Source organism: Roseateles sp. (assembly GCF_047654805.1).
Taxonomy (GTDB): Bacteria; Pseudomonadota; Gammaproteobacteria; order Burkholderiales; family Burkholderiaceae_C; genus Pelomonas.
Genome location: NZ_JASGIV010000001.1, coordinates 1,951,094 through 1,964,363 on the forward strand (window position 1 = coordinate 1,951,094; position 13,270 = coordinate 1,964,363).

The following is a 13,270-nucleotide window of genomic DNA, read 5'->3' on the forward strand; positions in this document are numbered from 1 at the left end:
AGAGAAGGCCGGACGCGAATCGGCCTCGCTAGGCCGCCAGGCAGCACTTCTTGTATTTCTTGCCGCTTCCACAGGTGCACGGCGAGTTGCGACCAACCTTGACCTGGCGAGCATCCCTCGCGAACTCGTGGCATCGAGCCAACTCTTGTCGCCGTCATCCTGCAGCCCGAGCAGATGGGCGCATGCAACTTGTACGTCGCGCTGACGCGTGGCCCAAAAGGGTACTGGTCTGCTGCGTAGCGCAGCGTGCTTCAGCCGGAGGTACGGCCTGAAGGCACCGCGCCGTGGAAACAATCCTTGCTCTTATCGCGGCAAGGGCAAGGATTGCTGTCATCACATTGCTTGACCCTTGACCTATTTGGCTCGTTAGAGCCTCAGTGCCAAGCTGATAGGGCGCCGAACCGAGTCCTTGACTGCGCCCCGGTGGATGGCCGACCAAGATGCCGTCTCAGAACCCGGCGGTAGCACTACCGACAGGCTCAGCTCCACACCGTTGATGCTCATGTCCGCCTGCATGGCACCAGGCGCCGGCTGTAGGTCGACCTGCTTGAGAAGTTCATACAACACCGGCAGGACTGCGCCGCTCGTCGCCTCGGTCGCATCAACGCACACTCGGTCCCCGGCCGAAGTCTTCGCATAGCACCCCCCGCTGGCCGAGTTGTCCGCCGCCACATACCGCCCATCAACGAGACCCAGCAGAACCGGGTCTTGGAACAGCGCCCGCGCAAGCTGTTCAGCCTCAACGGCGTCTCGCGCCACTGCGCGCGCAGCCCGCACCGGTTCGACGTGCGCATAACTGCGGGCGGGCGCTCCGCCCGTCGAGCGGTGGGCCTTGAGAACAATCCTCTCCCCGACCTTCACCTCATCAATGTCCGACATCGCGATGAACTTCCCATCCAGCCATGCGAACTCCGGTGGGAAGAAGTAGGCCGCGAGCACGTCGGCGAACGCATCGTTCAAGCTCGGCCCCGAGCGGGGGCCTGCGTACCGGAAGAAGCGGTAGTTGCTCAGCTCGTCAGTGCAGAACGCCAGCGCATCTTCCTCGCGTGAGCCGCCGAAACCGACGTTTGCTGCGTAGCAATGCTTCGCAACGTCAAAGGCAACGGCGGGCATCGCGTCTTCGCATTCGTGGACGCCCGCGGGATGGCGTAGACCTTCCGCGTCCTTCACATCCAGCGCAAAGACGAGCCCCGACGCCAGCGCCGAAGCGGTAGCGGGGGAGGGTGGCCTGTCGGCCAAGTGTTCCGCTAAGACTGCTTCGATTGCTCGTGGAAGGTCAAACTCCCTCGGCGCTCGCGCGGTCTCGGCAGCACAGACGGTGACGTGCTTCCAGTTGTCGTAGCCGGCCTGCCGGGCTACTAGCTCACGCGCCGAAGCAAGCAGCGTCTTGGAAGTCTTGCTCAAGCGCTTGGCCTCGGCCTTGAGCTTCTCAACCGCCGTAGCGGTGGTCCGGATGTGAGGCATGCGTAACTCCATCTTTGCGGGTTCGCCCGGTGCCCACTGCCGAACTGCCGCGATGGTGGAAGTTCACGCAAAAAATCTTCTACACGTCGTCCCGGCGGACCGAGTAAGCCAAGGTGGGCAGCAGGCGCCGACGCACGCCTAGCTTCAGTGTAAGACGGATTGCGTAGTCTTTGCACCATCAGACATGTGCCTGGCCTACGTCGCCATCACGAGGGCCGAGCGGATGTGCATCTGGATGGGTGAGCCGAGGGAAGGAGCTGCCATGAACACGTTGCCGTCATCTAGCCGCAGCGTCCGGAGAGCGGACCTCGGGCAGCTGAATCGGTACCTTGATGGCGTAGCAGCCTGACGTCAAAAGCGCCTATCAAACTGGTCTGCAAGACACGCTACGCTCCCGCCCAAATAGGGAGGTAGAAAATGGCAGTCACCTTGTCGAATCTCGGTGAGCCCGAGTGGACAGAGAAGGCAAAGAAGTCCGGTCTCGACCCCTTGGGGATGCAGACCTCGGGCATCGCGCTCTACCAAGAGCTGGTGCCCGGCATCAGCAACGTCACCTTGCGGATGCGGTACTACGGTTTCTACGCATGGCTCGCGCGTTCATACGCACAGCAGGTTGGCGACACAGGCCTGGAACGCTGGCTCATTTTTCTTCGGCGTGCTGAGGCCCTCTATGCATTGGTCGCCGCACGGGCCGGAGGTGAGAGCGGGATAGGCGGCATCGAGTGGGCTGAGCGAGCGTTGGCTACCCCAGACGACTTTGTCATTTTCCATGACGCCACGGACCGGGAGGAGGGCCATCCCCAGTACCTGCAGGGGAAGTTTGGCTCGTACGGCCAAGCGTACGGTAGCCAGCTCATCGAGGTTGGCGTGCTGTTCGTCGGCGGCAAAGTCCACAAAGTTCCTGTCCCGACCAAAGTCCTGGGAGAGAACCTCGCATCCGCCTTCACGTCCGCAATTGGTGCCGCCGGCCCGGAGTTTCTAGTCGCAGTTGGCGTTGGTGAAGTCAGTAAAGCCCAGCTCGACGCCTGGAAAAGCATGCGCCCCTCCGCCATCCAGGTGGATAGCTCCGAGTGGCAAGCCTACATCGAGCTTCTCTTCACGCCCAACGCACCGCAAGGCTCTCGCGCGGAAGCTCGGAATCTCAGCCTTCGCTTGACACTCCACGTCGCCAGCCGACGTCCGGCGCTAGTCAAGGTGGACACCGTGCGTTGGCAGCTATACGCAGAGCAGTTCGGCTTCGAAACCGGTGCTGTTCCTGCGCTCTCGGAACGCGAGCAGGCGCATCGCTTCAAGTGGGCCGCGTACCACGCGAACGACCTGCTGCACGTCTGCTATGAGACCGTCCTCAAGCTTTGCTTGGACATCCTGTCTGCAGCTCCGAACCAGCGCTTGCCACTGGACCGTCTGGTCAACCGAGCCGTTGAGTGGCTTCAGGACTCGTTGTCAGAACAAGCGCCTGCCACCTGGCGGGAGTTCTGTGACGGCATCGGGCCAGCGCAGAACCCATCGAACTCTGCCGACACTGCCAGTGACTGCGGCTTAGCAAACTCAGCGCTCCAGGCCGGCAGACCCGGAGCTTCCGCTTCGGAGTACGCCCTCCGGGGCGCGTTGACGCTGCTGGCCGTCCTGCACCGGCGGTTGGGCGGTCTGGTTGAACAAATCGCATCCACGTGCAGTGTGCTTGCCAGTGCCGGTCATATCCGCTCCCTCGTGACCGAGCTTCCTTTCCTTGAGGCACATGCGGACGAGCCCCTCCGCGACTTGCTTGCCCGTATTGTCAAGCAGCGGGTGCTTGACCGACATCTTTGGGTTGCAACTCAGAAGTTTCGAGGCACCACCCGCGACTACACGTTCCTGTTCGAACCGGACGATGGGCACGTTCGCTTCCGAGCTGCCGATGGTCCCATCCTCACCAACCCACGACTGGCTCAGGGAATTGCATTCCTCACCGACCTGCAGTTGCTCGGGTCCGCCGGACCGACGGCCGCCGGCCTGGCCATCCTGGGAGAAGCAGCATGAAGCTGTTTGACTGCTTCTCCTCGTCTGGGTACCACACCAGTATCACCACCACGTTCGGTGTTTCGTTCCCCGCCTATGAGCTGATTGCGCTCAGCAAGCTGCGTGCAGCAGGCTGCGTCAACAACGTGTTGGTGGCTGACTCGCGCATGCTCGTCCAAGCTCTGAACGACCCCGCTTGCCATCCGACTGTTGCAGGGCGGCAGTACTCGGTCGTAGGCGCGCAGGCCTCAGGCGTTTTCCACCCGAAGGTCATCCTGCAGCTCGGCAAAGCATCGGGCAGACTCATCGTTGCCTCCGCCAACATGACTGCGGCTGGGATGGCCGGCAACTTCGAGGTCGCCGGCATCGTTTCGGTGACCGCCGATGACCCGAGATGCGCGCCAGTCCTGCGCGCCGCTCTTGACTACCTCCTTCGCTTCTTGGAAGTCGGCTCACTTGCCCGCCGCCAGGTGCAGTGGGCGCTGAACCGAGCGAGCTGGCTTCCACGCTCCGCCCCCGGTGATGCGGTCGTCGAGCTGGCGAATGGAGAGCGTGTTGCCCTGCTTTGCAGCGACGCAAGCGCGTCCATCGGCGACCGATTTGCCGGCCTGGTAGGACGCCGCTCTGTCAAGCGCCTCACTGTGGTCAGCCCGTACTGGGATGACCACCTCTACACGCTCAAGAAGCTGGCAAGCCGGATGGATGCGAAAGACCTCGCCGTGGCCATCCAGCCCAGTTCAGGGCTCTTCCCGAAAGACGCTCTGCAATCCAGCGGCGCGCAGGCCTACGACATCGGCGGCGTCCCGCGCGCCAGGGAAGGGCGATTCGCTCATGCGAAGGTCTTCATCGCTGAGAGCGACCAAGGAGACTGCATCCTTTTTGGCAGCCCAAATTGCACCGATGCAGCCCTGGGCTCGGGGCCTAAGCGAAACGAGGAAGCTGCGCTGTTCCGAGAGCTTCCGGCCGGGACTGCACTAGAGATGCTTGGTCTGGATGAAGCGCTTGAGGACGGCAACCAGCTGGACCTTGAAAAAATAGCTGCCTATGAAAAGTCGGACGACCTGCCGTTGGCCGAACTGCACGAACAGCTCCCCGGTCGCTTCGAGCTCACCTCGGACGTGCTCAAGTGGTGGCCGTCCACCAACTTCGTGCCTAGCGAAAGTAGGGTGGAACTCCTCGACCGGGACGGGATACCCCTCGTGGGCGACCTCCGCCGCATCGGGACAGCCATCCAGCCGTGCGTCTACCGATTCTCAGGCGCTGCCCCGCCACACTTCGCGAGGGTCCACTCGTCCGGGGTGCAATCCGCACTCGCGGTAGTGTTGGTTGAGCAAGCCATCCAGCAAGCCCAGCGACGAGTGTACGGTCGCAAGACGGTTGACGCCCTGGCATTCCTTGATGACGACGAGTCAGACGAAACGCTATGGCTCCTTCGAATCGACGACGACCTTGCCGAAGCGGCTGCCGAACTCCGGACTTCTCGTCGGACGGAGGTGGAAGAGGTGGACGTTCCACCGCCAGATTCCGAGGTCCTGCCCTATGAAGCGTTTGTCGCAGGGCGCAATATCCTCGAGAACTCGGATGTCGCTGGTCGCAGCCTTTTAGCTGGCGGCCCTCACGAGGCGATGCGCTCCTTCCTGAACTCTCGTATCAACAAGCTGGCCAGCTATTTGGTCGTCGAGGAGCCTGAAGCGCCGAAGCCGGACTTGAGTACAGGCGACGAGCCGGGTGGCAGCAACACCGCGCCAGCCAACAACAACGACCCGGACGGAGAAGAGCCGGACCCCGAACCCCATCCTCCACTGGATGCCAAGGAGGGCCCCTCCGAACAGGTGCGCAGGTACCAACGCTACATCCTCAGCTCCGGTCGCGACATCCGAAAGGCCATCGAGAGCTTTGCCGCAGGTCTGCGGGAGAAGGCCTCGACTCAGCCGTTGACCGCCCGTGACCTGCTCCGTCTACGCTTGCTCCTGATGGTCGTGCTCAGGGCCGGCAGCAACAAGGCAAACTTGCTCTCGAAGGACTCGGCTCAGCCGTTGCTCCGGCACCAAGTTCTTCCTTTCGGTGCAGACGGCTGGCACGGACTCGTATACCGGCTCCTGTACGAGTTCTTCCGGGACCAAAGCTCCATGCGCAAAGCCCTAATTGGCTACGTCCACCTTGAAGGCATGACGGAGGAGTTTGGGTTTCCGGAAGACGTTCTGGAATGCTGGGCTACGTGCTTTTACGCGCTGTGCGCAGCGCGAACCGCCGTGGATGAGCGCGCCCAGAGCAACCGGCCAATTTTGGGTGAAGACCTGCTGGCGCAATGCGTGTATCGCCTTACCCGGCTAAATGCGGGTCAAGCGACAAGTGAGACCGTGGCTTCCGTTTTTGAGGGGATGAGCGGCCGCTACGGCGCACGATTGGGCGCAGATGCCTCAGCCGTTTGGAAGGAGCATCGTGCGTGGCTGGCCAGGGCGGCGTCGCCTGTCGCCTCTGCGGCCAGCTGAGCGTTCCTTGTCCGAAAGGCAGTCGTCGGGTACGCTTCGGTCAGGTGTTTGTCGCACGCCTTCCGTCCGCATCGGAGAAGTAGCCCCAGCGACACTTTCTCGCATTGATTTTCTGACCCAGCCACCCTCTCGCAGGCGCTGGGCGAGCGGACCGCCTGCTTAGATGCCTGCCAGGAGAGAGCGTGAGCGCACCCGCCAAATACACCCCGAGTCCTTCTTACGACCGGGCAGCACAGGAACTCGATATCGCCGTTGAGGCGTTCTGGTTCAACACTCAGCCATTTGCACGCGCAGCGAGGCTTGAAAGTCGCATCAAGATGGCGACAAAGCTGCTCGCGAAGGTTGCGAACCTTCCGCGAAGCAAGGCGCTTGACACGATGTCGCAGGCTTTGCGGTTCCAGTCGTGGCACCACCTGTCCAAGCATCTGGCCCGGGTCGAGGGCTTGGCAGAGCAGGAGCCCTTGCCCGCCGGTTGGCTCGACGCGCTGAGCGCAGCGGCTTTGCTGACCATCGAGGCCGAAGACGATGTCGCTTTGCCTGGGCCGGTACTCGACGGGTTCGAGAGCTTCGGTCGTACGCTTTCGATGCTGACCGATACGCCAGCAGCGCGAGTTCTCGACGGTGTGTCGGCAGCCATGTGCGGCGGCCGTAGCTGGAGCGAGGTTCGAGAGCGCAGTCCGCTGAAGGCGACAGAGCCGCTGTACCACTTCCGTGTTCCAGGTGTTGACGATGCACGTTCCATCGGCGGCTGGTTCGGCACGAGCCCAGCCTGTCAGCAACTGGCTGACCAACTCACAGAGCTTCAGGACGGATACGGGGACTTCACGGCATCGCAGAAGAAGAGGGTCCGGGCCTGGGTCGAAGCAGCGTTGGTGGCCCAGCCGGGATTCTTGGACGGAGGGCTCGCCCTGGGCTGGATGCAGTGGGACGCAAAGGAGCCTGAGGCGCGCGTCACTGCGGACCGGTATGTGCTCATGGCCGAGTCGCTGATTCCGAAGTCGTTTAAGGGCCGCATCCTCTGGGGACACCTCGAGAATCGGACGTTCCATCGCTTGCACTGGCTGCGCTTGTCGGTGAGCCATTGGTACGGCGACTTGACCACTGCCACCAAGACAGCGCGGAAGCTCCTGAGGCTCAACCCAAACGACAACTTGGGTGTTCGATATGTGCTGCCGTTACTGTTGCTTCAGCAGGAAGACGTCGCTGCGGCAAACCGCTCACTGAGTGCATTGCGGGCCGAGCCCGACCTTGTGCCTTCAGCGCTTCGGGCGTTTGTGCAGTTCGCCGCGGGAGATGCCGAGGCTTTCCGGGTGAACTTGGCCAGGGCGTTGTTTACCCTGCCCGCGCTGCGAATGTTCTTACTCAACGACCCACGAGCGCTGCCTGCCGACGATACCGGCTACCGCGGTGTGCAGCCTGACATGAGCACTTTTTCAGAGTTCGCTTGGCCAACATACCATTCAGTGCCAGGGCTGATGGTGGCTTGTCAGGCTTTTCTCGCCGAGCCTGAAGTACGGCAATGCGAGCAGGAGTTGCGGAAGACCTGGTACGAGTTCAGGGCTGGCCGCCGACAACCCGGAATCCAAACGCTTGGGGCCTTGGATGGTTGGCACCGGCTGGTCGACGCTTGTGTGATGCGAGTGGCCTGAAGCTATCCGCCTTCGTATTGCGCCGCGATGCTGCCGCCCACCCCCTTGGGGCGCTCACTTGCCACTGAGTAACAGGTCAACGACCGAGGGCGGAGCATCGACACCGGGTGGCTGCGCCAGCCACCGACCGCCGGCGCGAACAAAAGCCTCAAGCTCGATGCGTAAGGCGCGAGGGACGACCATGAACTCGAGGTCCATTGCCCGCGCGAGCTCGATGAGCGTCGATAACTGCGGGTCAACCGCGCCCGTCTCGACCTTGCTGACGGTCTCGCGGGAGACGCCCGCTCTCTCAGCCAACTGACCCTGCGTCAAGTCAAGTGCCTTGCGCATGGCCGCCAAGTCATTTTTGATGTGCGTCATGATTCACATCCATCCGCAAGTGTGAATCATGCTTCACACTCTGGGAGTGCAGAATTTGGCGAAATTTCAGGCCAGGTAAAGGACATCGACTCCTGCTCAACCGCAAGCCCATGAGCTTCCACCTCCGCCGCTGCGTGCTGCCAGCCCCATCGTTCGCAGATGCGCCGAACCTGCGACAGCTCGCCGGCCCCGAGAGTGCCGTGTGCCAAACCGTCTTCTGGATGAGAGGCGGCTCCAGACATTGAGTGCAGTGTGAGCTGACGACCCGCTGCCTCGCACAGGGCTGCCAGGTGTCCGGCAATGCGGAAGCCACCTGCGTCGACATCGCCCCAGTGCGACACGCGGGCTGACGCGGGAAGCGCCTGCAGAAGCAGAACGTACACCCGACACCACGACGGACTAGGCATGCCGCCCGTGTAGACGACCGCGATATCTGGGCGGTCAGAGCGTCTCTGCGCGGCTTCGTGGAATGTCGTGAGGTTCTCGACCGTCATCAGGCCCCGTGTGCCTTCCGAGACTCGGAATGCCTGGATGGCCGTCGGCGCGAGACCCACATACGGCGCGACCACCTTCACAGTACCCTCCGCGCACAAGACATCGGCCTCTGCCGCCAGCATCCATGTGGGCGGGAATCGCACGAGCCCGAGTTCCTGCAGCACCTCTTCCTCGTCGCGAAGGGGCGTGCCCACGCTGCCTTGGGTCAGCACATCGACAAGTGTCGACAAGCCCTGAATGCGCTTGCTGTCACCAAACAGCTTCGCGCTAGCCCGCCGAACAGGGATATCCTGGCCTTTGAGCGTCTCGCAATACTCGATGATGCGAATGGCATCCAGCCAGTGCGACACGTCGCTCGGTCTCGTGCCTCGGGCTGTTGCGCCGCGGCGCCAGCAGTCCACTACGCCGTCCAATGCGGGATACCTCACTACGTGAGGTTCCAGAGCTTTGCGTGCTACTCCAACAGCGTCCCAGCGTGGCGTCACTCCAAGATGCTTAGCGAGAACCTGCCCGTCAACCAAGTCCAGGCGCTCGGCGTGAGCCCGGTCGCCTGCCCGTGCATCCCACTGGATGGATATGGCTCCTCGGTGCTCTGCCAGCAAGAATGCGGCATTGCATTCGGCCTTCACTGACGCTGACTGAAGCTGCAGGTAGTCCGGGAACGACGCCGCAGATAGGCGCAGGGTGATGGTCTTCCCGGAAGACTCGCGCGCGGCAGCGTTCTCAGCCAGCGACAGCAGGCGCGTCAACGCTTTTGTAGCGACCGCACTCACGCTGGCGCCAAAGACAACTGCTCGACCGCTCGCTGGACCAGAGCGGGATTCCGTTCGGGAATGTCACTCTGCAGCAGGGCCTTCGCCGGCTCTTTGACAAGCACTTGTTCCACGAAAACGTCGGGCCCGTGGCGGGTGAGGTCATAGTAAGAATCAAGCACCGGGAGCAACTTGCCGACATCCGAGTCTGGTCCCGCCATGACCAGCTGGAGGCCAAGGCTCTTCAGGAACTCCGCGGTGACAAAGGTGTTCTGTGCGTCCATCCCGTAAAACGCCTCATCAAGAATCATCACACCGGCTCCGCGATGCTTCGCGCCTTGTTTGATGCGATACGCCGTAGCAAGTGCTGCACCAGCGATGACGTAAAAGGGCACCCTGTGCTCACCGTTGGACGCAACGCCCATGCGCTTGCTCAACAGGTCCGCCTTCAGCCCGTTCACATGGATTTCAAGGTCGAAGTTGAAGAACAGGCGGTAGTCCTCAAGGGGGTTGTTGCCCTTGTCCTTGCCTGCTTCACAAGCCTCCATCAAAGTCAAGAGCTTGCCTTGGATTTCCGGACTTTCAAATAGCTGCGCTGAGGCACCGTCGTCGGGCTGGCGTACCACCAGGTCATACAGAGCGCGGTGTGTTGGCGACACATCGGCGACGAACTTGTAGCGCTCGCCTCCTGTGAAAGCTGGACAGTTATTGAGGATTTTGTTGAGGTCCTGGATTTCTTGGGCGACGCGCTGGATGGCTTCTCGAAGCTTGTACTTGACGTCCGACCGGAACGCCTCCTCGGCTGCGACCCTTGCTTCGGTTGCCTCTTTCTCGTAGTCAGCCAACGTCGAAGTCTTCAGCTTCTCCATGTGAGCCTTGACCCACCCGGCAGCCTTTCGCCAGTCGCTTCGTTCATCGACCAGCCCTATGGAATGCTCGTTGATGAAGAGCACGAACTCCTGCTGTGCGGTCGATAAGGCATTGGGAAGCCTTGACGTGGCGTTGTCATAGTCACGCTTGAGGTATGCCAGTACTTCGACCTCACCGCCAGACAGCGTCAAACACTTTTCGTACTGGATGGCAGCCAGTTCGGTGTCGTAGTCGAGGTCGTTCACTGCTTGTTCGTGCTCAAGCGAGAGCCTTCCGAAGCTGTCTTGGGCGGTCTTCAGGGCCGCTTGCTTATTCTCGCGCTCCGCCTCAAGGGTTCGGATGCGGCTGTGAGCGTTCGTCACTTCATCACCGGCGTCCACCATCTCGTTGCGCGCTTCTTGGACCTGTTGCTCCAGTTTTTGAAGGCGCTCAGATAGAGGAACCTGGCCAGTAGCCTTGGCGGCCTCGGAGTTGGCTGCTGCTCCATCGAACTTGGCAAGGGAGAGCGCGAAGGCATCAACCTGCACATCACGAAGAGCGGCTCGCACGCGCTCGTCGGCATCGCGCGACAAGCCAGCCTGGCGCTTGGCTTGTTGCTCCGCCTCGTTGGCACGCTGGACTTCTTTGCGCAACTCGGCTTTGTCATCCATCGAAAGCTGGACGCCGAGCACCCATTCTGATGTCTGCAACGCGCGAATTCGCTTAGTCCCGCCGTTTGCGCTGAGCATGTAGTCCCGCGTCAGTGCGCGACTGTGGACCTCGAGTTCGGCCTCCGTCTCTACCTGTCGCATGTTGCCGAGGATGCGCCGGAGGTAGGCGAGCGCTAGGTCGCTCTGGCTTTGAAGCAACGCCGCCACGGAATGTGGCTCATCGCGGCGATTCATGACGTCGGTCAGGTGGACGGGCTGGACGACGGTGACCTCGGGAATGGAGGCATTGCGAATGAGCTTGACGGCATCGCGCTCCCGGCCGCTTTTTACGATGATGGCGTACCGATTGCCTCTCAGGACGGACTCAATGGCCCCCTGCCACTGGACGTCTCGGACGGTGACGACGCTGGAGACTGTGTGGCAGTCGATGCCTTCTCTGCTGAACAGAGATAGGGCCTCCGCTGTGTCTTCGTCAAGCAGGCGGATACCTTTGTCGCCGGCACGGGACTTTTCAAGCGCCGCATCGAGCCGGCGCTTGGCTGCCCCTTGCTCCTTGGCATCCTGCGCCGCGCGCTCGGCGATTGCGGCGCTCGCGTTCTTTAGCAATTCGAGAGCCGCTTTGACGTCTGCGACGGTGGGCAACTGCCCACGGCGGGCTTTGGAATCCCAGGACTCGGCAAGCTTTGAGACCGCCACTGCCTGGTCAGGCTGGGGTTTGCGGAATGCGTCAGCCAAGGAGGAGAGGGCGCTGCGCATCTGCAAGGCAACGGCCTCGACGGCCCGCCGGTATTCAGTTTCCGTCTCGCCAAGTGCCTTTCGAAGCTGCTGAGCAGCCGCTGGGTCTGGGCGCTCTGGGTCTTTGGCAAGTGAGTCACGCAGCGTTTCATACGCTGCAAGTTTGGCTTCGTAGGCTTGCTTGCGCTGCTCGTGCGCTGTCTTTGCGGCTTCAATCTGACCGCCCATGTCCTCGATGGCAGCCGTGAGTGTTCCGACCTGCCCATCAGCGGATTCCACCTGAAACTGCAGGCGCACGGCCGCGGCGACGGCTTTCACTCGATGGTAGGTGGTCACCGTGGTGAACCGCTTGTCAATCTCCCCAAGACGGACAATCTGGTTCTTGACATCTTCAATCTGGGCGACCAACCGCCGCAGCGTCTTGATATGCCGCAGCGTCCCTTGCTTGTCGATAGGCGTGGCTTCGACGAGGTAGCCTCGCAGGAAGTCACCAACGCTGCTGACGTGCTTCAGGTTGATGCTGTGGCTGAGAGCTCTGATGTACCGGCGTGCGTTGATGTGCAGGTCCGAGTCTTGGATGCTGTGCAAAAGCTCGGCGATGTACGTCTCGGGTTTCGAAGTGATTGTCGGAGTGCGCCCGACCTGCTTGGAGAGGTCGCGTGCCTTGGCTTCGAAAACCGGCCAGTCAAGCGGAGCTTTGCCGCGTTCGCCAAGGTCTTCCAGGTGGTCGGCAAGGCTTAGGGCGACACCGGGTAGAACGTACAGCCCGAGTAGCCGGTGGCTATGGTCTGTTGCGGTGGAGAAGACACACAGGCCGGCGGTCACCACGTCGGCTTCTTCTTCGCCCCGGAAAACCAGACTGATGTATGAAAGCGCTTCATCGCGCTTGCGCGTCATCACGCCTTTGTCACCCTCGCCGGAACGCATTGTGCCCAACGCGTAATCGCACAGTGACCGCGAGTCCTTCTGGACAGACTGCGCGTTGAAGTGAAGGTGCTGGCCATGACCGCCGAGCATTGCAATCTGGATGGCGTCAACAAGGCTGGTCTTGCCGGCGCCGTTGGGGCCAATGAACGCGCTGCCGCCGGAGCCGACAGATAACGTCTCGTATTCCCAGAAAGAAAACTGCACCAGGTGCACGCAATCCAGTGCTTTCATTGTTCTTGCTCCTTCACAGCTTGGTCGACTGCAGCTGCGGCAGCAGGGGGGGCAATGAGACTGGCCTTCAGATGTGCGCCGAAGCGGTTGACAGCGTGTTCGCTCAGCACGTCTGCGATGCCAGGAAGGATGGCAATGGCGAACGGCTGGCCATCGCCGTCCTCGGCATCAGCCAAGCGTGCCAGTCCGTTCCTTTGGGCAGTCTTTACCTGGGCCTTCAGCACCTGAGTGCGTGTTTCAAGGTCTCGACCCGTCAGGCCCTTGAACGTCTCCTGAAGCTCGGGGATGCTGATGACGGCATCGCCTTCTGGGGTCAAGTCACCTGCGCTGGCGTGCAGGTGGTAGGTGTGCCGCAGAACGAGCAGGAACATGGTTTCCTGCAAATCCATCGGCGAATGGCGAGCCACGGCTTGGTTGACATAACAGTACTCAAGACGGTCGTTAAACGCGAGTTGCAGACCCAATAGGTCAGCGGCCTCTTTGAACTCCGTTCGATGCCGTGAGATGAGCCGATAGGCAACGCCCTGCTGAACAAACCGCGCGTACAGGCACTGCTGCGTGACGAGTTGATAGAACGCTTGCTTGAAGTCGTCCACGACGTAGTCGCCATCTGTGCTCTGCGCGAGCCCCTCCCAAGTACGCGGCAT

General features: G+C 61.6%; 9 protein-coding genes. 3 read left to right on the top strand and 6 right to left on the bottom strand.

What is annotated here, in order from left to right:
* Positions 1-28: 28 nt before the first annotated feature.
* Positions 29-142 carry an SEC-C metal-binding domain-containing protein gene (locus tag QM732_RS08655; RefSeq protein ID WP_415655767.1) on the bottom strand — a complete coding sequence of 38 codons (114 nt, stop codon included), beginning with the start codon at positions 140-142 and terminating at the stop codon, positions 29-31.
* Positions 143-366: 224 nt separating this feature from the next.
* Positions 367-1,464, bottom strand: a complete 1,098-nt coding sequence (locus QM732_RS08660; RefSeq protein ID WP_415655768.1) for a hypothetical protein — start codon at positions 1,462-1,464, stop codon at positions 367-369.
* Positions 1,465-1,881: 417 nt separating this feature from the next.
* Between QM732_RS08660 and QM732_RS08665 the strand changes: the two genes are divergently transcribed.
* From QM732_RS08665 to QM732_RS08675, 3 genes are all read left to right on the top strand, one after another.
* Positions 1,882-3,483, top strand: a complete 1,602-nt coding sequence (locus QM732_RS08665) for a hypothetical protein (RefSeq protein ID WP_415655769.1) — start codon at positions 1,882-1,884, stop codon at positions 3,481-3,483.
* Positions 3,480-5,954: a hypothetical protein gene (locus tag QM732_RS08670; protein ID WP_415655770.1), complete on the top strand. Its 2,475-nt coding sequence runs from the start codon at positions 3,480-3,482 to the stop codon at positions 5,952-5,954. Before QM732_RS08665 ends, QM732_RS08670 begins: the two co-directional genes overlap by 4 nt.
* 182 nt (positions 5,955-6,136) lie before the next feature.
* A complete protein-coding gene (locus QM732_RS08675; protein ID WP_415655771.1) occupies positions 6,137-7,603 on the top strand; it encodes a hypothetical protein in 1,467 nt (488 codons plus the stop codon).
* Positions 7,604-7,657: 54 nt separating this feature from the next.
* On the opposite strand, the gene QM732_RS08680 is transcribed toward QM732_RS08675, so the two are convergent.
* Genes QM732_RS08680 through QM732_RS08695 form a run of 4 tightly spaced genes read right to left on the bottom strand, consistent with a single transcriptional unit; the run spans position 7,658 to position 13,270 of the window.
* A complete protein-coding gene (locus QM732_RS08680; RefSeq protein ID WP_415655772.1) occupies positions 7,658-7,963 on the bottom strand; it encodes a helix-turn-helix transcriptional regulator in 306 nt (101 codons plus the stop codon).
* 26 nt (positions 7,964-7,989) lie between these two features.
* A complete protein-coding gene (locus QM732_RS08685) occupies positions 7,990-9,207 on the bottom strand; it encodes a Wadjet anti-phage system protein JetD domain-containing protein (protein WP_415655773.1) in 1,218 nt (405 codons plus the stop codon).
* Positions 9,208-9,227: 20 nt separating this feature from the next.
* A complete protein-coding gene (locus QM732_RS08690; RefSeq protein WP_415655774.1) occupies positions 9,228-12,623 on the bottom strand; it encodes an SbcC/MukB-like Walker B domain-containing protein in 3,396 nt (1,131 codons plus the stop codon).
* Entirely contained in the window at positions 12,620-13,270 is a 651-nt protein-coding gene (locus QM732_RS08695) for a DUF4194 domain-containing protein (RefSeq protein WP_415655775.1), read from the bottom strand. Before QM732_RS08695 ends, QM732_RS08690 begins: the two co-directional genes overlap by 4 nt.